The sequence below is a fragment of the Bowmanella pacifica genome, assembly GCF_014645355.1.
Classification (GTDB): Bacteria; Pseudomonadota; Gammaproteobacteria; order Enterobacterales; family Alteromonadaceae; genus Bowmanella; species Bowmanella pacifica.
This window is the reverse complement of sequence record NZ_BMLS01000002.1, coordinates 408,365-430,110: the sequence shown is the minus strand read 5'-3', so window position 1 is coordinate 430,110 and position 21,746 is coordinate 408,365. Positions and strand designations below refer to the sequence as shown.

The following is a 21,746-nucleotide window of genomic DNA, read 5'->3' as shown; positions in this document are numbered from 1 at the left end:
TTGCCATGTTGAAATTAACGAATCTCAGCCGCCATTACCTGTCAGACGACGTGGAAACCCTGGCACTCAATAAGGTCAATATTCATATCGAGGCCGGTGAATTTGTGGCCATCATGGGTCCAAGTGGGTGCGGTAAATCTACCTTACTGAATATCATCGGTATGCTGGATAACCCCAGTAGCGGTGAGTATTGGTTTAATAACGAAAATGTAGCGGGTTATAAAGAAGCCCAGTTGGCCACCATTCGTAAGCATCACATAGGTTTTATTTTCCAGAATTTTAATCTGATCGATGAGCTCAGTGTCAGAGACAATATCGAACTGGCGCTGCTTTATCATGATGTGCCGGTAGCTGAGCGACGTCGCCGTGTTAGCGATGTGATGGATAAGGTGGGGATTGCTCATCGCGCCAACCACTTGCCCAGTCAATTGTCCGGTGGGCAACAGCAGCGGGTTGCGGTGGCCAGGGCCGTGGTGGGGGGGCAGTCCATGATACTGGCCGATGAACCGACCGGAAATCTGGACAGCGCCCATGGCCAGGAAGTGATGGCCATGTTGCAAAGTTTAAATGACGAAGGCACGACCATCGTTATGGTAACCCACAGTCCGGCTCATGCTGATTATGCACGGCGCACCATCAACCTGTTCGACGGTCAGGTGGTGACCGAAGACGTCAAGGCTGCCTGAGGCCAAGGAGTAGAACATGTTTGTGAATTACTTTTTGACCGCCTGGCGCAACTTACTCAAAAACCGGGTGTTCTCGGCCATCAATATTGTTGGGCTGGCCCTCGGCCTGGCCAGTTGTATTCTGATTATGCTGTATGTTCAGTCGGAAAGCGGCTACGACCAATGGGTGCCAGACCATGAGCAAGTCGTGCGGTTGCATACCGCCTATGAATCCCCTGGCCGGGCCCCCTTTCTGACCGTGCGCAGCGCTGGGCGGATGATGCCAGCGGTGCGGGATTACCTTAGTGCGGAAATTGAAGACGGTACCAGGATGGTGTTCTGGGGAACCACCATTCAACAACATGGTGAGGCCTATGCTGAGCAAGTGGCCTTTGCCGACAGTAGCTTTTTCAATGTACTGAATCTGCCCTTTGTAGATGGCAGTGCACAAAGCAGTTTTACTAAACCCAATGATTTGGTGATCAGCCGGGCAATGGCATTAAAGTACTTTGGCGATACTGAGGTGGTAGGTAAAACTCTAACCTTATGTTGTTTGAATGAGCAACCGGTTGAACTGACAGTCAGTGGTGTTATTGAAGACTTACCGGATAATTCCCATATGCGTTTGGATCTCTTGGTATACATGGACCCAGAGTTCTTCTCCCAGTTTCCCTGGGTACTGGATACCTGGACCAGTGTGAATGTGTATACCTACTTTAAGTTGCGCCCCGGCGTTTCCCTTGAGCAGGCTCAGCAGCGCCTGACCTGGTGGGTGGATAATGAAAGTCCGTTTCTGGAGTTTGCCAAACAAAATGCCAGCTTGATGGAGAGCGAAACAAAGATTTCCGACACCATGAAACACAAGCTGATGAAACTGGCGGACTTGCACCTTGATGCCCATAAAGACGCTGGCAATATGGGCGACCTGACGCCTATGGGTAACCGTAATTTGGTGGCGACCTTCAGTTTGGTTGCCGTGCTTATTTTGGTTATCGCTTGTATTAATTTTATGAACCTGGCTACCGCCAGAGCCGGGCAGCGCGCCAAAGAAGTGGCGATGCGTAAGGTATTGGGGGCCAGCAGAGGACAGGTTGCCATACAGTTTTTGCTGGAAGCCATTGGCCTGGTGATGATTGCGCTGTTATTTGCGCTGGTGGCTGTGGAACTGGTGTTACCTTGGTACAACCAAATACTTGGCAAGGCGATCCAGTTTCGCCTCTTCAGTGAACCAAGCCTCCTGTTTACTTTACTCGGATTGGGTTTGTTGGTGGGGCTGATTGCCGGCAGTTATCCCGCCTTGGTGTTGTCCGGCTATTTGCCCGGGCAAATTCTCAAGGCCAGCAAAAGCAATGAAAGCCGTGGCTCGGTGAAACTGCGCCACGCGCTGGTGGTCTTCCAGTTTGCGGTATCGGTGACCTTGTTGGTGTGCACGACTGTGGTGTATATGCAAACCCGCCACGCCAATACTCTTGATCTTGGTTATAGCACCGAGCGCAAACTGGTGGTGAATATCCGGGCGGCCCGCGATAGTCTGGATAGCCTACAGCAGCAATGGCAGGCCATTGCTGGCGTGCAGTCGGTTGTGTATTCCTCAGAAGCCCCTACCCAGGATAATGAAAACAATCACTTTGTGACCCTGCTGGGCAGTAATGAGGGAGATAAACCGGTAGAAGAGCTGCTTAACTACCACAATATGGATTATGGTTTTTTCGAGGCTTATCAGATTCAGCCTTTGGCAGGTCGTTTATTTGATAAGGCCTATGGTGCAGACACTCTGACACCCGCACAGGAAGGGCAGATTACTCAGGCTAGTGCCATTCTTAACGAAGGGGCGGTGCGCAGACTGGGTTTCAGTTCACCACAGGAGGCCATTGGCAAAACCTTGCAAGTCAAGGCCAGTGGCGATGGCTTGAACCACCTGACCGTGGTGGGGGTTATCCCGGATATCTATTTCCGTTCGGTTAAGTTTGCCATCCGCCCTAGCCTGTATACCTTGAACCCAGCGCGTTTTAATGTGGCGACTATTACTTACAGCCAGGGGGATGTCAGCCGTGTAATGACCGAGATCGAGCGGGTATGGAAGCAGGTGGTGCCAATGCAGCCCATAGATACACAATATTTATCCGATATGCTGGCCGCGCAGTATCAGAGCGAAAAGGTGCAGATGCAGTTATTTACCCTGTTTTCACTGCTGGCGGTGTTGGTCGCTTGTCTTGGATTGTATGGCCTGGCAGCCTTTACCGCCGAACGTAAAACCCGGGAAATCGGTATCCGCAAGGTGATGGGGGCCAGTGTCAGACAAATTATGTGGTTGCTGGTGTGGCAGTTCTCGCGGCCGATTATGCTGGCCAATCTGATTGCCTGGCCTCTATCCATATGGTTGATGCTAAATTGGCTGCAGGCCTTTGTGAATCGTATCGATAGTTGGTGGTTGCTGCCAATCTGCCTGCTGGCCATGCTGGCATCGGTATGCATTGCCTGGCTGACGGTAGGAGGTAATGCTGCCAAGGTGGCCAGGGCCAATCCTATCTTTGCTTTAAGGCATGAATAAAGGGGCGTGAGTACGCCCTTGAATTGACAAAATTTGCTTGTTCTTAACGCCTTTTCTTATTCCGCCAGCTTTATGCTGGCGTTGCGCTTTAGGCTAAGGCCAGGTTGGGCGGTAGGCCGCTCCGCCAGGCCGACCGCTAACCTTATGGTTAGGATAAGTGGCCGTGTTATTTGAGGAAAATGGATTTAGGATAGGGCTGTGCAATAACAAAAACAGGTCAATTTAATGCAACTCTCCAAACGACGTTTCCTACAGTTAAGCGCAGGTGTGTTAGGCAGCTTACCTTTTGCATCCATGGCCGCCCCCAAGACGTCTTCGCAGGCAAAGGATGTATTGTCAGATATTACCCAAGGCGTACAACCTATCAGTGCCAAAGAGCGTATGGTCAGGATAGACAAGGCCAGAACGTTAATGCGGGCCAATAACATGGTGGCCATGGTGCTGGAGCCTGGCCCAGCTATGGATTATTTCACCGGCATTCAATGGTGGCGAAGTGAGCGTTTGACCGCTGTGGTGATTCCGGCCGACGGTGAGATTGCGGTGATTTGTCCTTTTTTTGAAGAGCCCAGTATTCGTGAATCATTGGATGTCGGCAATGATGTCAGAGTCTGGCAGGAGCATGAGAGTCCTTTTGCGTTAGTGGCGCAGGTGCTTAAAGACAGAAAGCTCAGCAAAGGCCAGATCGGTTTTGAAGAGTCGGTGCGCTACTTTGTATTGGATGGTGTGATGAGCCTGCTTGGCAATTTTACCCATACCAGTGCCGACCCGGTTACCCGTGGTTGCCGTATGTATAAAACGGCCCATGAGCTGACGTTGATGCACAAGGCTAACGAAATCACTCTGAGTGCTTATGCCTATGTGTGGAAAAACCTGCAAACAGGCATGACTCAGGCAGATGTAAAAGCGCTGATGCAGGGCGCCCAAACCAAACTGGGCGGTAGCGGTATCTGGAATATGGCCTTGTTTGATCAGGCCAGCGCCTATCCTCATGGCACAAAACAGCAGCATGTGCTGAAAGAAGGTTCTGTGGTGTTGATGGATTGCGGCTGTGCCGTGCATGGTTATCAGTCGGATATTAGTCGTACTTTTGTATACGGTGAGCCTTCAGCCAAAGTGCGCAAGATTTGGAATACCGTGCGTGAAGGACAAAATGTTGCCTTTGCGGCCGCGCAGCCCGGTAAAGCGGCCGGAAGTGTGGATGATGCGGTTAGGGCCTATTACGCTAAGCAAGGCCTGGGACCGGATTATAAACTGCCAGGCTTGTCGCACCGCACCGGGCATGGCATAGGTATGCAGGGCCATGAACCGGTGAACTTTGTTCGTGGCGAAACGGCGCTGCTTAAATCCGGCATGTGTTTTTCTAACGAACCTGGCATTTATTTGCCGGGGGAGTTTGGGGTGCGTTTGGAAGACTGTATCTATATGACCGAAAACGGTCCGCGTTGGTTTACCGAGCCCGCCGATTCGCTGGAATCGCCCATTGGTAAACTGGCTCCACCTGTGGCTTAAAACAACAACAGGTAACAACGAGGTGAACATGCAAAAATCTATAGTGATAATGGCGTGCCTGCTGGGCATGCCGGCCATTGCCGCCGACAGGCTCGGTGACGAGCAAGCGCTGTATGACATTGCCGGCCAGGTCTCGGCCGCCCGTATTGAACAGGATGTTCGCAAGTTGGTGAGTTTTGGTACCCGCCATACCTTATCTGACACTCAGTCAGACAGTCGAGGCATAGGCGCCGCCAGACGCTGGATTAAGGCTGAGTTTGACAAGATTTCTGCCCAGTGTGGAGGCTGTCTTGAGGTGTATTATCAGTCCGAGACCATTCAGGGCGAAAAGCGTATTCCTGAGCCGGTTGAAGTGGTGAGCGTGATTGCAGTACAAAAAGGCCAGACTGACCCGTCCCGTTACCTGGTGATGTCGGGCGATATTGACTCACGGGTTTCTGATGTGATGGATGCAGTATCGGACGCCCCCGGCGCTAACGACAATGCCTCCGGCCTGGCCGGGGTGCTCGAAGCGGCCCGGGTGCTTAGTCAATACCAATTCCACGGCTCAGTGGTCTATGCCGCCCTGGCGGGAGAGGAGCAGGGGCTGTTTGGCGGTAAGATTATGGCCGAACAGGCGCTTAAAGACGGCTGGCGGGTTAAGGCTGTGCTTAATAACGATATGATTGGCAATATTGCCGGTATCAATGGGGTGATTAACAACACCAGTGCTCGTTTGTTTTCGGAAGGAACCCGGGTGATGGAAACCCCCGAAGAGGCGCATAAACGTCGCTTTACCGGTGGCGAAGTGGACTCACCCTCTCGCAACCTGGCCCGTTATATCGACAAGATTGCCGATACCTATATTCCCAATCTGGATACCATGATGGTTTACCGTCTGGACCGATTTGGCCGTGGTGGTCATCATCGCCCATTTAATGATGCTGGTTTCCCGGCGATTCGCATTATGGAAACCAATGAGCATTATGATCGCCAGCATCAGGATCTGCGCACCGAGAAGGGCGTAGTATACGGGGATACCCTGGATGGGGTGAACTTTGCTTACGCCGCAAAGCTGACGGCACTCAATGCTGTCAGCTTAGCCAGTATGGCCTGGGCACCGAGCCCGCCAGCTAAGGTGGAAATCAAAGGGGCTGTGCAAGCCTCAACTACCCTGAGCTGGGCTCCGGCGGCCAAAGCAGAACAGGACTTAATCAAGGGCTACAAAATTTACTGGCGCTACACCGACCAGCCACAATGGCAGTTCAGCCGTTATGTGGGCAAGGTTGACCACTTTACCCTGAAAAATGTGGTGATTGATAACTACTTTTTTGGGGTCGCCAGTGTGGCCGATAATGGCCTGGAAAGCCCTGTGGTGTTTCCTGGTGTGGCCGGGGCCTTTGGCGAATAACGTCTGACTTTAAGGTTGTGGCGGCTTAAGGCAGATAGCCGCCCAACCCTATTTGCTTGGCATTAGTTGTGACAGCAAGTATCAGTTTACGAGGCAAAATCAATAGGTTCAGCGCATTATTCAGTAGGCTGGGCCATAAAACCCTGCTAGTCTGAGAAGGTACAAACAGCCTTTCGTGAAGCCAGCTGTAGCCGAAAGTCTTTTGCCCCTGAGTTATAAGCTGTTTCACTGTTTCGATGAATATACAACAAAACTTAGCCATTCGGCTGTTACGGGTTCTGCGCTATAACAAAGCCCGGCATGAGCGGGCGTTGGCCTTATTGCCAGAAGACAAACGTCCGATCTTTCATGTGCTGCCGTTTCTTCTACATATTAATCATCCGGCCTTTCCTGGTTTTGTTGAGGACGAGGCGGTGGCCTTCGGTCTGAATAATTATTCTCTGCGCGATGCGGTAACCGCGTCATTGTTGACTATTTTCCCTCAGCATCAATTACTTATCGATGATATTCGGCAATTGTGGCCAAAGCAGCGCTTGATTGACTCACTGGTACTGATGGGCAGTGTCGGCACTATTGCCCAGTCTGAGGATTCTGATTTTGACTATTGGGTGTGTATTGATCCCAAGGTGGTCAAACCCAAGAGCCGCAAGTTGTTACAGCAAAAATTGTGCTTGGTTGAGCAATGGGCCGCTGACCACGATATGGAAGTGCATTTTTTCCTATCGGATATCGACAAAGTGCGACGCAACGATTTTGGCGAAGCAGACGGTGAAAGCTCCGGCTCAGCGCAGGCGGTCTTTTTAAAAGCCGAGTTTTATACCACTAACCTGGTGGTGGCTGGCAAACTGCCTTTTTGGTGGTTGATGCCCGACAAGGTCAATGACAGGCAATATCAGGATCTGATGAAAAGCCTTAAGCCGGGTGAGCCGCCTGACCCCAAGCTCTTTATGGATTTTGGTAATTTGCAGGATATGGACTCCCGAGAATTGTTCGGTGCGGCTATCTGGCAGATAGTCAAAGGGATGGACTCGCCATTTAAATCTGTGCTGAAAATGGCCAAGCTGGAAGTGTTCCTGGAGAACATCAAACACAAGCAGCCCCTGTGTAATTTATTGAAAAAGTGTGTTCACACCGGGGCTAACCCCTTGGCCCATCAGGATTATGTGGACCCTTATGCGTTAATGTTTGACGAGTTGATCACCCATTATCAGCAGCAGGATAATTTACAGGTCGTGCCGTTGCTACAGCTAAGCTTGTATCTGAAATGCGGTTGCGCCTTGAGCCGGGAAACCGGTGATAATTACCATAGTTTTAAACGGGATCTGATCAGCCGTTATGTGTGGGAATGGGGATGGAGCGCCGATAAGCTGCGAAAAATCGACAATATTGCCAGCTGGAATTTCAGCGAGAAGTCACAGCTTAGTCGTCAGGTGCATGCCTTCCTGATTCAATGTTACCGCCGTATGTCGAGTCGCATTGCCGGGCAAGTACAGCTTGTCAGTCAGGAAGATATGACGGTAATAGGACGTAAGCTGGACACCTTTTATTCGAAGAAGGCCCATAAGGTCGAATACCTGCGCAGCGTATTTGATGATGAGTTGTACTGTCGCACGGTAACCATTAAGGCCGACCCAGATACTATGCTAAAGCGCACTTGGTCTATGTATGCTGGGGATCAAATTTCCGCCAAGGCAGATAGCCTACGCAATGAACACTTAAAGTCCAGCCACAGCCCCATTGATCTTATTATTTGGGCGGTGTGGAACCGTATTATGGACAGTCAGACCCGCATTCAGCTTGATTACCATACAGAGCCGGTGACAGAAGAAGATCTGTATAAACTGGTCGCTAAGGCTGAAGAACTATTTCCGCCGGTGCGGGTTGCCGAACTGTCTCGTCAGGCGTTGTTATCACCGGCCAAAGTAACTAGCTGCCTGGTGGTACTGAATTTTGAAAGCCGTCGATTAAAGCCTGAAGTGGATACCGTCAGAGTGATATATTCGAATAGCTGGGGCGAGCTTTATTCCCTTTCAGGCATGCAAGCACTTGAGCCGCTACGGTTGGAAATGAGCAATGGTGAGCTGGTTAGTCGTGCGCACGTGCTAGTGCCGGACGGTTCCCATAAGCAGCGTTTGTATGACAATTTTATTATGCGAACCGGCTTGGAATTCCGTCATATCCTTTAGCCTCAGCGCGTCCACTTAGCTGTGCATTATTTCAAACTGGAAAGGCTGCTGAGCTATCGCTACCATGGGCCTTTTCAGTGAAGGGAACGCTATGATTATTCAGCAGCACAGCCATGACTTGTCAACGCCCACTGGCTTGATGCGTACTAGCATCTACCGACCTCAGCAACAAGGTCGGTTTCCGGCCATTATTTTTTACTCTGAGATTTTCCAGCAAACAGCCCCCATCGCACGCACTGCGGCCATACTGGCAGGGCATGGGTTCGTTGTGCTGGTGCCCGAAGTGTTTCATGAACTTAACCCCATAGGAACGGTATTAGCCTATGATGATGTGGGCAAAGATAAGGGCAATCAGGATAAATGGACCAAACCTCTGGAAGCTCATGATACTGATACCCAGGCCATGGTGGACTTTGTGCAGGAGCAAAGTTACTGCAATGGTAATGTAGGAGCGATGGGGGTGTGTATTGGTGGGCATCTGGCTTACCGGGCGGCACTCAATGCCAGTATTAAGTCGGCGTTTTGCCTGTATGCCACCGATATTCATAGCGATACACTGCCTGCACAGCCCGGTAATCAGTCTTTTGCGCGAATGGCGGATATTCAAGGTGAAATTCATTTTATCTGGGGGCGTCAGGATCCGCATGTGCCTGCAGAAGGGCGACTGAAAATCTATCAAGCGCTACAGGCCAGCGGTATTAACTATCAGTGGCAGGAGGTTAATGCTCAGCATGCCTTTATGCGCGATGAAGGCGACCGTTATGATCCGGCCTTAGCCCTCACAATGTACCAACAAGCGGTGGCGCTTTTTCAGCGCACGCTGCGCTAAGTTGGTTGATGGCCCCAGCTATTAGAGCCGGGGCTCCTCGCTTAACCCACATTTCTTGACAGCCAGGGATTCTGTGTTAAACCATTGAGTAACCTTTCTGCGCGCGTCTCTATACGCAAGCTGTACGCAATCATAATTGTCGTCTGGTCAATGCGGCTTTCCAACGGCTAATCAAACGGAACCTTCAACAGGGAGAGCTTACATGGGCTTGTCTACGGCAACTATAGGTAAAAATGGCTACCAGTTTGGTAAAGGCGGATATGCTTCTTATGGACGTATACAACTGCCGGGTATGGCTTCGAGTCAGCGAAACAGTCAAGAGCAGCTTCCCCCCGCTGCCAATTTCAGAAAAGGCATCCTGTTCTACTTCGGTCATCTGCAGATTGCTGCCGATATGCAGGGAGCCGCCAAAAGTGGTCTGCAAGGTATCAGTGACGCTTCAAAAGTGGTTAAGTCTATTCAAGAGGCACAGCGACAGGATTGGGGACGTAACGCCGATGCGATGGAAACCATTCGCAGCACCTTGCAAGACACTTTGGCTAGCACCGATGCCGCGGCTCCAGCTTGGCTGAAAGAGGCGGCAGCGCAAGCGGCCAGTGGCATTCCATTGGCAGATATCGCCAAAGGCATGATATCAAGCCTGGGAGATATGGGGCTGCCTGTTCTGGGGGATGTTAAAAAGTTTGCCACCAGTTTTGCTGAGGGCGTAAAAAAGGCCTGGCTGGTGATAAATACGCAGGCGGTGTATGGCGTACTAAGGGCTGGCTCTCCTACGCTACTGATTCAGTCCTTACATAAACAATTATCAGCAGATGCCGCTGTGGCTTTTGCTCAGTCGGCTTACAGTATTGCCAAAGGCATTGTGACAACAGTGACAGGGGGGGCTTCGTTAGCCGTCAGTGGTGTGGTGGATGCGGTGAAAGGCTTTATTGCCTATATTCTGGATCTGTACAGAAATTATCGTGACCGCTTTGCACTAAAAACATTTTTTGTTGATTGCAAAGATAAGTTCGATAGCAACGATAAGGTAATCTTCAGTCAGCAGGCTTTTGTACAGTGGTTTTCTCCCTGCCTTGATGCATTACCTATAGTGGCATCTCATTGCATCAGCAGTACCTTGACTGGCAGCTATTTCGGCTTTTTGACCTCACTGGGGCCGGACGGTAATGACATAGACAAGAATGTCCTGCAAAAAGGCTACGCAGACTTTGGCAAGTTAAAAGCCGCAGGGAACAAATACGCCAAGAGCTACCCCATCAAGTTTGCATCTCAGGACAATTTGGTGAGTAATTGTCTGACCATACTGAACAAGGGCGGCATTGATCAGAGTGATGGGGCAGCAGCAAAATCCGTTGGCTGGTTCAGACGAATCATGATGAAAATGGGTTTGCAAAAAAATACCCTTTACACCTAAGGGATGCAGATACTTTCAAGCATAGATGAATCACCTTTGGTTACATCCAAGGGCGCTTAATCAGCAGGGCTTGATGACAAAAAATACATTACTTACCGGCACCGTTCCGTTATACAGGTGACAGCAGGCTGTATAAAGCTTGTGCAGTTAAACCTAATGTTCTATGCCTTGCCCTGTTTCTCGTCTAAGCTGGATATACCTTCACCTTAGGCAGTTAAGAGAATGATAAAACTAGATGATTTCAGGCTAAAGACATTACTTGCCGGTGCCATGGTATTGGCGTTATTTCTGACCATACTGATTAGCTCGTTTATCAATATTCGGCAATTCTCCAGCATGTTCTATGAAGTGACGGAGAATGAACACCTTCCTAACGTAACTGAACGTGCCAAGGCGCAAATAAGAGCAGAACTGCAGGCACCGATCGCGTTTTCACAAAGCATTGCGCAAAACGCTTATATTCAACAGTGGATCTTAACTGGTGAGGATCCTGCTAAAACTCCTGACTTTGTGCAGTATGCCCAGCGTTTTATTCGTGACTATGGGGCTGCGTCGGTATTTTGGGTATCTAAACCCAGTAATAACTATTACAACCAAGACGGGTTATTCAAGCAGGTATCTCAGCAGGTTTCCCGTGATGCATGGTTTTATGATTTTGTACGGGGGAATCAGAACACCACGCTGAGTTTGGATATTGATGAAGTCACTAAAAGTTTGACCGTGTTTGTTAATGTGCTCGCCAAAGGTCCGGATGGACAAGTGTTGGGTGTGGCGGGACTTGGCTACGATGTTTCTGCCATTATCCAAATGGTTCAGGAACATAAAGTGGGTGAAACCGGCTATATGTTCCTGCTGGACAGCGAGGGTAATATTGCCGCGCACCGGGAACCTAACATGCTCAATAAGCCTTTGAATCAATTGTCGACCTACTCTGAGGTGGCAGCGCTAATTGGTGCAAGCGCAGGAGAGTTCAACTTGTTTGATGGTGAGGTAGCCGGCGAGTCTGTTTACATCGCTACTTCTGATCTTAGTGATGTGGGCTGGAAGCTAGTTACTGTATTACCTAAAGCCGAGATCAGTGACAAGGTAAATGGCGTAGTGCAGCTTTCTGTACTTACGGCCGTGGTCTTAGCTGCTGTGTTTATTGCGCTGTCATTGTATATCGCTAACCGGGTGAGCGGAGCAATCAGCCAGGTAGGGGACAAGTTACTTAATATGTCCGCCTCAGGTGGCGACCTTACCCAGCGTTTGGATGCCAGTACCGATAATGAACTTGGCTACCTTGCCAGAGGCTTTAATGCGATTCTGGCTAAATTTTCTGACCTGGTGCGTGAGATTAAAGATGCGGAAACCGCCATCAATGCCGGGGTGGGTAATCTGAAAAACACCTCCTTGCAGTCGGTGGAATATTCCGAAGATCAGCGCCGCCAAACAGAGATGGTTGCAACGGCCATTACCGAAATGGGACAAACTATCGGTGAGGTATCTTCAATCGCGCATAAGACTGCCACCGAAACCACCAGTGCCGTTAAAGACACGCACGAAACTAATGATGTCATGCTGCGCTTGGCGACCACGATGAACGAGCTGGCCGGGGCCATGAAGCAAAGTGAGGCATCTATTACCGAGCTGGCCGGGCAGGCCGAAGCGATTAACTCTGTTGTGGATGTGATTAGCAGTATTTCTGAGCAAACCAATTTACTGGCGCTGAATGCGGCCATTGAGGCCGCAAGGGCCGGTGAGCAGGGGCGTGGTTTTGCCGTGGTGGCAGACGAGGTACGCACCTTGGCGAGTCGCACTCAGGATTCCACCAAAGAAATACGTACCCAGATAGAACAACTGCAAAGTGCGGCGTCAGCCAGTCTGCGCACTATCAAAACCGGCGCGCAAAGTAGCCTGGAGTTGGCTGACAGTGCCGAGTCGGCCTCTGCTTCCTTGACCGGTATCCGTACCCGCTTTGACAGCATCAGTGACGGTAATCATCAGGTTGCAGCTGCCACCGAGGAGCAGACATCGGTGGTAGACCATATCAATGAATCGGCACAGACCATTGCCACCATGGCTAACAATATCCATGCAAGTGCAGAAAGTCAGTTGCAGGAGATTGACACCTTGACTGCACGGGCCCAGCATATGCGCGAAATTGTCAGTCAATTCAAGGTGTAACGACGATGAAAAAATTAATCTATATGAGCCTGTTGGCGCTGCCCGCGCAAGCCGAGGTGCTGTGGTCGGATTTTAGCCTGACTTACCTTAATGGTAGTCAGTATGAAGTGGGGGATCCGGATCGCCAGGTCGCTACCTTTGAATATGTCGCCGGCACCAGCTGGGGCGGGGTCTTTATGTTCGTGGACCGGCTGCATTCAGACAATGGTGATAAGGAAACCTATGGCGAGTTCTCACCAAAAGTGACACTGTATGAGTTTGACCAGCAAAGCTGGATTAAAAACATCTCGGCGGCTGCCACTATGGAGATTGGCGATGGTTTTACCCACTATTTGTATGGCGCTGGCATGGGCTTTCAGCCTGCCGGTTTTGACTACCTGAATGTAGATTTCTATCGCCGTAACAACGATAGCGGCAAGGACAACTGGCAAACCACTATTACCTGGGCAGTCCCCTTTGCGTTGGCATCCACTCAATGGGTGTTTGATGGATTTCTGGATTGGAGTTCTGCTATTGGTGAGCAGGGCACAGCGGCCAATATGAATTGGACATCGCAGTTGAAATGGAACCTGTCACCTCATATAGGGCTAAAATCGCCGTTGTATCTTGGTATGGAATATGTGTACTGGAACAATAAATATGGCATCCAAGGGGTTGATGAGCGCAATGCCAACCTGTTGGTGAAATGGCACTTCTAAGGTAAAGATAACAGCGGGAGTCAGAGCTCCCGCTGAGGCATACTAAGGCATGGTTTTCATAAACTGATTAAATTTTTCCTGACCTTTCACCAGCCATCTGGGCGCGGTATGGCCTATACCGACCAATTTTAATTTGGGATGGTGCGCCACTACGGCGCCAACCAGAGGCTCTTGTTCGGGGTCAAGGTCGACAAACAACACATGCTTACCGGCTTTAAGTAATCTTTTAAAGCGACGAAAGCGGCGGTTGGGCACCTGAATTCCTATTAATCCACCCTCCCAGGTGCAAAATCCCAGTACCATTACAGATAAAAATACAAAGGGCAGCCAGCCCGCGGCGGTATTGGTCCAATCCAGCCAATACGCCAACCCCAGTATCAAGGCGGCTGCCAGGATACCTATCAGGGCACCCGTCTCGGTGGCGTGCACCACATCTCGTTTCAAAACCGACTCGATGGCGTTGAGGTGGTGTTGTTCTACCTCGGCATCTTTGTCACTTAGTACATGAAAATGGGGTTTACTGACGCCAAGAGCAAGCATCTCTCGCTCAACCACTGACAAGTCACGTAAGTCGTCACTTAAATAGTAGTGTCTTAACATCTCCCGCTCCTTTTCTGTTAGAACCAACTAGTATTGCTTTATTAAGACCGGTTAACTGACGACAACCTTGCAATACCCTTGGTTGAGTCAAGTATAGTCATTGGGAAAAAAGGCGCTGCGGGATGCAATTAAAGAGTGGGTTGAACTAAATCCAGACTGCCGCTAACATCTCGCCGTGCTAATGGCTTCGCCCGTCGCAAGCTACTCTTAACCACGGTTTTTGTATGGGTATAATTATTGGCTTTACCGATAGTTGATATCGGGAATTGACGGATGAGGCAATTGGAGGACTCTTGGCCAACCTGGAGCTAAAATTTGATGCGATTCAGCAGGCGATTACCGACGCTGCTGTAGACGCTATCATCATCATCGATGAGACCGGTTTGGTCAGGTATTTTTCCGCATCGGCTGAGCGTTTATTTGGTTTTGACAGTACTGAAGTGCTGGGACAGAACGTTAAAATGCTGATGCCTGCCAAAGAAGCCCGCGCCCATGACGGTTACCTTCATAACTACACCAGTACGGGGCGACCTAAAGTTATTGGTATTGGCCGTGATGTGATTGGCCGTCGCAAAGATGGCAGCACCTTCCCCATGCATTTAAGTGTCGGAGAGGCACATACCCAAGAAGGCCGTTTGTTTGTTGGTATTTGCCACGACCTAAGCGAATTTAAAGGCCTGCTGGAACAACTCAGTTCGGCCGAACGGCGCTATAAAGATATTATCCAGTACCAGCGGGAGTTTATCTGCCGGCTAAGCAGTAGTCTGCGGCTTAGCTTTGTTAATAATGCGTTCTGTGAACAATTGGGGTATCAGGAATCCGAGGTGTTGGGGATTTCCTTGCTGGAGTTTATTCATGAGGATGACCGACACAAGGTGGAGTCGATCCTGACCCGTCTGCGGGCTGAGCAAGATGAGGCCAGCTTGAGTTTGTCCTGTGCTGTGTTGGACCAACAGGGCGGTACACATATCATTGACTGGACATTCCGTACCCTGCCTGCCAGCTCCGAGTTTCACTATGAAATACAGGTTATCGGTAACAATATCACCGAGCAGGTCAAAGCAAAGCAACATGCCAAATTCTTAGCTGAATACGATAGCCTGACGGGTTTTTTCAACAAAGATGGCCTGAACCGGGCATTTGCCCGTAGTGTTGATAGCAGCAAAGATTATGCGGTGTTTTTCACCGACAGTTATCGTTTTCGTCTGATCAATGAGAAATACGGGCAAGACGTTGGCGATCTGATGCTGATTGAAGCGGCGCAGCGGATTAAATCCTGTATGCCGGCAGACAGCCTGATTTGTCGACCTGGTGCTGACGATTTTCTTTTGGTTGTGCCTATAAATGATAAAGCTGAAGCGCTGCCATTAGCAGATACGCTGCTTCATAGCATTATCGAACCATACTTCCTGGCCGGAGAGAAGCTGGTGCTATCGGCAGTGGTAGGGATCAGCTTTTATGGTGAAGGGGCCACCGAACTCCCCGTGCTGATTCGTCAGGCTGAATCGGCCATGTTCGAAGCCAAGGCCAGCCATCATCCAGTGCGAGTTTACCATCAAGATATCCATCAGCAACTGACCATGCGCCTGGAAATCGAACAAGGTATACGCCGGGCACTGGATATGAACCTGTTCGAGGTAGTGCTGCAAGCTAAATATAACCTGGACGATATGAGTCTGGATGGCTACGAAGCCTTGATTCGCTGGCATGATCCGGAATTGGGAACCGTTAGTCCGCAAGTGTTCGTGGCCATTGCTGAGAAGGTAAACCTGGGCATTGAACTGGATCTTTGGGTGTTATCCAATGTGCTGCAGCAGATAGCCGCATGGCGTAAGGCCGGGTATTTGGTTAAGCCTATCGCGGTAAATATTACTGCCGCACACTTTTCGTTGCCGGGGTTATTTAATCAGGTTGAGCGAATGACCGCAGAGCTTGATTTGCCAATGAATTGCATTGAGTTGGAAATTACCGAGGGAGTGGCAATGGGCAACTCTCAGGTCATCATGGACAACATGCAGTTGTTTAAGCGTCACGGTGTCAGCATTGCCATTGATGATTTTGGTACCGGCTACTCGTCATTGGGGTACCTGAAAGATCTGCCGGTTCAGCTGTTGAAGATAGACCGGGTTTTTATCAAGGATATTGAACATCCTAAAAATTATGGTCTGGTTAATGCCATGATCGCCATGGCTGATGCTGTGGGCATGCGGGTGCTGGCCGAAGGCATTGAAACACAGCGTCAACGCGATATTTTATGGAAAATGGGCTGCGATTTGGGGCAAGGATACTTGTTTGCCAAACCGGTAAGCTACGAAGAAATAGAGAAAACCCTGCCAACGGCCTAGCGGCAAACCGGTTTTTAAGGACTGGCAAACAGCTCAGGGTTCATAATACTCAGGATTTTATAAGACTCTACTTTGCTGCTTAGGATCACGCTTTCCAGCTCGGCTTCGCTGAGCTTGAGGCTGTTGATAATCTCTGCGCTGACTAAGTGGACGCTCTCCTTCGCACCGGGTATTGCACATTGTAAGGCCAATCGCACGGCCAGATAGAGAATGGCAATATCGGTTTGCTTCAGTGCCAGGGATTCATTGTGCTGATTGGCAATCGGTGTAAACAGGCTTGAAGGCAAATTCCACAGCATCAAAATCTGGGCGCTGCATTCGGCGTAAGTGAAACCCAACAACTGCTTTTGTTTCTCCCAGGGGATTTGTGTGCCTTCACTTTGCTCGCACTGAGACGCCAGCTCTGGTGAGCGGTTTGCCACCGCCAGCTCGCCGAAGTTATGCAGTAAGCCAAGTAAGAAAAAGCGTTCTGTGTCCTTCTGGCCGGTGTCTATTGCCAGGTGTTTAGCAATCAGCCCGGCGTAAACACTCTGCTGCCAGAAACGTTCAAGATTAACGGCGTTATTTTCAAAATGCTTAAAGGCGCTGCGCGCAGTTTCTGTCATAACCAGGCTATACAAGGCTTTCGCGCCTATGGCACTGACTGCCCGGCTGATAGTGCTTATCTCAGCATTAAAATTGTAAAGTGCACTGTTGGCCAGCTTGAGCAGCTTAGTGCTCAGGGATGGGTCCAATGACACCACATCGGCAATGTCAGCAGCAGTCGAGCTGGGGTCCTCCAGCAGCTCCTTTATACGCGTACAGGCGTCCGGCAAGGCAAATGAATCGGTGACGGCCATAGCGTAATCAGTGGCTTGCATAAGATAGCAGGTCCTTTTCGGTTGTCTGATCTCAGGATAGTCGAAAGGGCGAAACTTTAACCACCCATTAAGGGTATTTCCCTGTCTAGTTATCGCATTTTTCGCAACGCTGTGCTTGCCAGATGTTCATGCCAGGGTATGATTTGATATATCCTTATTTACGGGAAGTCAGGTTGTTAGACTTGCTGCAACACTATTTTACCTATCCTCAGGATAATTTGCTGATGTTCGGCAATTATGACTCCTGGTTAGTACTACTCTCCATCCTGGTTTCTATTTTTTCCTCCACTATGGCTATGCAATTAGCCGGTCAGGCCCGCCAAACAACGCAACGAAGCGCTTTGCTGTTATTCGCCGGTAGTGTGGCCCTGGGCTCTGGGGTGTGGTCCATGCACTTTATTGGCATGCTGGCCTTTGAATTGTGCACTCAGGTGGAGTACTCCATTTACCTTACTTTGCTCTCTATGTTGCCCAGCATGGGGGCATCCTGGGTGGCGTTGTCGTTGATAAGTCGTAAACAGGTGAGCCTGATGCAACTGACACTTGGGGCAGTGTTGATGGGGTCAGGCATAGGAACCATGCACTATGTGGGCATGGCGGCGATGCAAATGGCGCCGGCATTGCGATACGACCCCTGGTTGTTTGGTTTATCTATTCTGGTCGCTGTGGCCCTTGCTTGGCTGTCTTTGTGGGTGCGTTTTGGCATTACGCGCATCACTACGGTGCCACTTTCTCCCATGCTGTTAAATCTTAGTAGCGGCGTGGTCATGGGGCTGGCTATCAGTGGTATGCATTACACAGGTATGGCGGCCGCGCGTTTTGTACCGCCGGAGGGTATGCAATACAGCGAACAGGTCAATCACTCTGAGGTGATGGCGCTGGGTATTGCGATTACCACAATTCTCATGACCACCATGGTGGTTATTGTGAATCTATTATTTAAGTACCGACAAATTAGCCGGGTGGCCAAACGCAATGAAACCCGCCTGAAAGCCATGATGGATACTGCGGTGGACGGTGTGGTCACCATCAGCGATAAAGGCAAAGTCATCAGCGTAAACCAGGCGGCGGAGAAAATCTTCGGCTGGCAGGCCGCCGACATTCTCGATCAAAATGTCAGTATCTTGATGCCGCAACCTTTTTCGGACGAACACGATGATTATTTGGGCCATTATTTGCGTAGCGGTAAGGCCAGGATTATTGGCAGCGATCGCGAGGTATTGGCATTACATAAATCCGGTATGACGATGCCGGTCAGGCTAGCCATCGGCCATGCCCAGTTACCGGGTGAGGATCTTTTTGTTGCCTTTGTTACCGATATTAGCCAGCGGCTGCGTATGGAGAAGGCTCTTAAAGACAACGAGGCCAAATATCGCTCCCTTATCAGCAATATCCCTGGTGCGGCCTATCGCTGCCAGGCCGACATTGATTTTGCGATGATATTTATTAGCGAAGCAGTGGAGCAAATCACGGGCTTCCCCGCCCAAGATTTTATTCTGCCCAACCCCAAACGACATTTTTCAGATCTGTTTCATCCCGAGGACAGAGACAGGTTATTAGAAATGTCGGCTTACGATGAACACTTTTGTGTGGAATACCGGATCATTGACCGTTTCGGCAACATTCGCTGGATGCTGGACAATGGTGGCCCGGTGCGTAATGAAGAGGGGGAGGTGATCTGGTTGGATGGCTTTGTTATGGATATAACCAGCCGCAAACAGATGGAGCAGGAGCTGTTGCTGGCTAAGGAGCGGGCCGAACAGGCCGCGGCTGCTCGTTCAGCCTTTCTGGCCAATATGAGCCACGAGATCCGCACGCCCATGAATGCCATTATTGGCTTTAGCGACGTATTGATGAATAGCGAGCTTGATGAGGAGCAGCGGCGGCACCTTAAAACCATCAATGTGTCGGCCCGCTCACTACTGCATTTGCTTAACGACATTTTGGACAGCGCCAAACTGGAAAAAGGCAAGTTGGAGCTGGAGTGGCGAGACTTTTCCATGATGGAGCTGACCGACCAGGTGGTGTCTACCTTATGGCTACAGGCGCGAAAAAAAGGCCTGGATTTGAGTCTGCACTTGGGGTCTGAATTACATGAGTTCTATCGCGGTGCGCCGGACAGAATTCGCCAGGTACTGACCAATCTGCTTGGCAATGCCATCAAGTTTACTGAGCAGGGCCAGGTCAGATTGGAAGTGGCGGTTGAACAGGAAGGTGTCGTGCGGTTCTGTATCTCGGACACCGGCATTGGAATAGAAGCACAGCGCCTGAAGCATATTTTTGAGCCCTTTATCCAGGCCGATGCCTCCATGAGCCGACGTTTTGGCGGCACGGGATTAGGGACGACTATTAGCAAACAATTGGTTGAGCTGATGGGGGGGCAAATCTGGGCCAACAGTAAACCCGATGTAGGCAGTACTTTCTGTTTCACCTTGCCGCTTAGCGAAGGTCGGCCAGTGATTGCCAGTGACAAACGTAATCTGGCTAAGCTACCTGCTCAGAACATCTTGGTTGCCGACGATATTCCGCAGAATCAGGATTTGCTCAAATTGTTGCTGGGCAACGCCGGACATCAGGTGACGGTTGTCAGTAATGGCTTGGAGGCGCTGGAGCAGGTTAAACAACAGCCCTTTGACTTGGTGCTGATGGATATTCAGATGCCGGAGCTTGACGGATTAGCTGCCAGCCGGGCTATTCGGGCCTGGGAAGCTGAGGAAGGTCGTGATGTACTGCCTATTGTTGCCTTGACCGCCAGTGTTTTGGATGAAGATAAGCAGGCCGCCCAAGAGGCAGGGATGCAAGGTTTTGCCAGCAAGCCTGTGGATATGTCGGCTTTGGTGACTGAAATGGCCAAGGTGCTTGGACTGGAGTTGAAGCCGGAAGTGGTTGATACGCAACCGCAGGCTGAGGCTGAATTGGTTAATTTGTCCAAGGCTCTGCAGTTATGGGGACAGGAAACGACCTATATTAAAGAGCTGATTAACTTTGTCAGACGTTACGCCAGCCTGCCAGCGCAGCTGTTACAGATGGTCGAGGATGATAATGTCAGGGCATTGCAGGAACGCGTCCACGCCCTTAAAGGGCTGTGTGGTAATTTGGCGCTAGAAACCTTGGCAGATCTATCAGCGCAGCTTGAGCGTATAGCCAGACAAGGACAAGTGGCACAAGGGCGAGATATTATTGCCGCCTTACAGTTACAAATGGACGCGCTCGAACGCTGGCTTGAAGAGCAGGATGACGTGCAAAGTATCAACGCTGAGCAGCAACTGGGAGGCGATCGCCATGAATGTCTGGCCCTGTTGCGGCGGTTACAAAAAGCGGCGTCGGCCAACGAGTTTGACGATCAGGCACTAAACGCGTTAACGGCATGCTGTGCGGGTGTCGCTGGTCCGGCGGTAGATGGAATTGTCGAGGCTTTTAACGAATTTGATTTTGTTGTCGCAAGCCGGTTGATTGAGCAGGCCTTAACCATCTTAAACGGGGAAGAGTAGCAATGAGTGTAGCAGACCGACCCAGTGTCTTAGTGGTAGATGATGAACCGGCCAATTTGAAGGTATTGAAATTAGTGTTGCAGGAGCAATACCGGCTAGTCTTTGCCCGCAGTGGTGAAGAAGCCCTCAGCATTGCCAAGCGTGAGCAACCCGATTTGATTTTGTTGGATGTTATGATGCCTGGTATGACCGGCTTTGATGTTTGCCAACAACTAAAAGCGGACATCAGTCTGGCCCGCATTCCTGTTATTTTTGTAACCGCCCTTAAAGATGAAGTGGATGAAACCCGGGGGTTTGATCTGGGAGCCGTTGACTATATCACTAAGCCTGTTACGCCCGCCGTGGTCAGAGCCAGGGTTAAAACCCATTTGTCGCTGGTAAAAGCGGATGAAATCAAACTGAGTCGTCTGCGCATTATTCAGTGTCTGGGGCGGGCGGCCGAGTATAAGGACAATGAAACGGGCAACCATGTATTGCGCATGAGTCACTACGCCAAGATTATTGCGTTAGCGTATGGATTTTCTGAGCAGCATGCCGAGGAATTATTGCATGCCGCGCCCATGCACGACATTGGTAAGATTGGCATTGCAGATCATATTCTACTCAAGCCAGGAAAACTGACGGCGGAAGAGTATCGGGTGATGCAGGATCATCCGGAGATTGGGGCGGAAATTCTCGGCGAATGCGACTCACGGCTGATGAAGATGGCACGAACGGTCGCTCTTTGTCATCACGAGAAATGGGATGGCAGTGGTTATCCCCATGGATTAAGGGGCGACGCCATTCCTATCGAAGCCAGAATTGTGGCGCTGGCGGATGTGTTTGATGCACTTACTAGCGCCCGTCCTTATAAGGCCGCCTGGTCCATTGATGATGCCTTGGCACACATTCGGGAGCAGCAAGGTAAGCATTTTGATCCCTCACTGGTTCCCCTGCTCGAGCAGGAAATAGACAGTATTCTGCAAATCAAAGCCCGCTGGGTTGATAGCTAAGCTTCCCGTTAGTTCTTTTTTATGTAAACCAGTGGCAGCTGGTTTGTCAC

14 protein-coding genes are annotated in these 21,746 nt (G+C 50.3%); 12 read left to right on the top strand and 2 right to left on the bottom strand.

The annotated features are described in order from the left end of the window. The first annotated feature begins 5 nt into the window (after positions 1-5). The 9 genes from IEX02_RS08030 (at position 6) to IEX02_RS07990 (ending at position 13,408) form a co-directional block, all read left to right on the top strand. Complete coding sequence (locus IEX02_RS08030) at positions 6-686, top strand: ABC transporter ATP-binding protein (RefSeq protein ID WP_188692956.1); 681 nt, start codon at positions 6-8, stop codon at positions 684-686. A 16-nt stretch (positions 687-702) separates the two neighbouring features. Next, positions 703-3,216, top strand: a complete 2,514-nt coding sequence (locus IEX02_RS08025; RefSeq protein ID WP_188692953.1) for an ABC transporter permease — start codon at positions 703-705, stop codon at positions 3,214-3,216. A 225-nt stretch (positions 3,217-3,441) separates the two neighbouring features. Then, entirely contained in the window at positions 3,442-4,725 is a 1,284-nt protein-coding gene (locus IEX02_RS08020; RefSeq protein WP_188692950.1) for a M24 family metallopeptidase, read from the top strand. 49 nt (positions 4,726-4,774) lie between these two features. Continuing rightward, positions 4,775-6,115 (top strand): M28 family metallopeptidase, encoded by a 1,341-nt coding sequence (locus IEX02_RS08015; protein ID WP_229702175.1) that lies wholly within the window; start codon positions 4,775-4,777, stop codon positions 6,113-6,115. Between the two features lie 236 nt (positions 6,116-6,351). Next, positions 6,352-8,301, top strand: coding sequence for a class I adenylate cyclase domain-containing protein (locus tag IEX02_RS08010; protein WP_188692945.1), 1,950 nt, complete (start codon positions 6,352-6,354; stop codon positions 8,299-8,301). Between the two features lie 91 nt (positions 8,302-8,392). Beyond that, positions 8,393-9,130 (top strand): dienelactone hydrolase family protein, encoded by a 738-nt coding sequence (locus tag IEX02_RS08005; protein ID WP_188692943.1) that lies wholly within the window; start codon positions 8,393-8,395, stop codon positions 9,128-9,130. Positions 9,131-9,332: 202 nt separating this feature from the next. Next, on the top strand, positions 9,333-10,544 hold the full coding sequence (locus IEX02_RS08000; protein WP_188692940.1) for a hypothetical protein: 1,212 nt from the start codon (positions 9,333-9,335) through the stop codon (positions 10,542-10,544). Between the two features lie 222 nt (positions 10,545-10,766). Beyond that, positions 10,767-12,710, top strand: a complete 1,944-nt coding sequence (locus tag IEX02_RS07995; protein WP_188692937.1) for a methyl-accepting chemotaxis protein — start codon at positions 10,767-10,769, stop codon at positions 12,708-12,710. 5 nt (positions 12,711-12,715) lie between these two features. Beyond that, positions 12,716-13,408: a nucleoside-binding protein gene (locus IEX02_RS07990; protein ID WP_188692934.1), complete on the top strand. Its 693-nt coding sequence runs from the start codon at positions 12,716-12,718 to the stop codon at positions 13,406-13,408. 42 nt (positions 13,409-13,450) lie between these two features. On the opposite strand, the gene IEX02_RS07985 is transcribed toward IEX02_RS07990, so the two are convergent. After that, a complete protein-coding gene (locus IEX02_RS07985; RefSeq protein ID WP_188692931.1) occupies positions 13,451-14,008 on the bottom strand; it encodes an NAD/FAD-utilizing enzyme in 558 nt (185 codons plus the stop codon). 293 nt (positions 14,009-14,301) lie between these two features. On the opposite strand from IEX02_RS07985, the gene IEX02_RS07980 reads away from it, so the two are divergent. Then, the gene (locus tag IEX02_RS07980) at positions 14,302-16,353 is read left to right on the top strand and encodes a sensor domain-containing protein (RefSeq protein WP_188692928.1); all 2,052 of its coding nucleotides are present in this window, start codon (positions 14,302-14,304) and stop codon (positions 16,351-16,353) included. 14 nt (positions 16,354-16,367) lie between these two features. On the opposite strand, the gene IEX02_RS07975 is transcribed toward IEX02_RS07980, so the two are convergent. Next, on the bottom strand, positions 16,368-17,213 hold the full coding sequence (locus IEX02_RS07975; protein WP_188692926.1) for an HDOD domain-containing protein: 846 nt from the start codon (positions 17,211-17,213) through the stop codon (positions 16,368-16,370). Between the two features lie 173 nt (positions 17,214-17,386). On the opposite strand from IEX02_RS07975, the gene IEX02_RS07970 reads away from it, so the two are divergent. Then, the gene (locus tag IEX02_RS07970; RefSeq protein ID WP_229702146.1) at positions 17,387-20,704 is read left to right on the top strand and encodes an MHYT domain-containing protein; all 3,318 of its coding nucleotides are present in this window, start codon (positions 17,387-17,389) and stop codon (positions 20,702-20,704) included. A gap of 2 nt (positions 20,705-20,706) precedes the next feature. Further along, entirely contained in the window at positions 20,707-21,696 is a 990-nt protein-coding gene (locus IEX02_RS07965) for a response regulator (protein WP_188692920.1), read from the top strand. Positions 21,697-21,746: the final 50 nt, after the last annotated feature.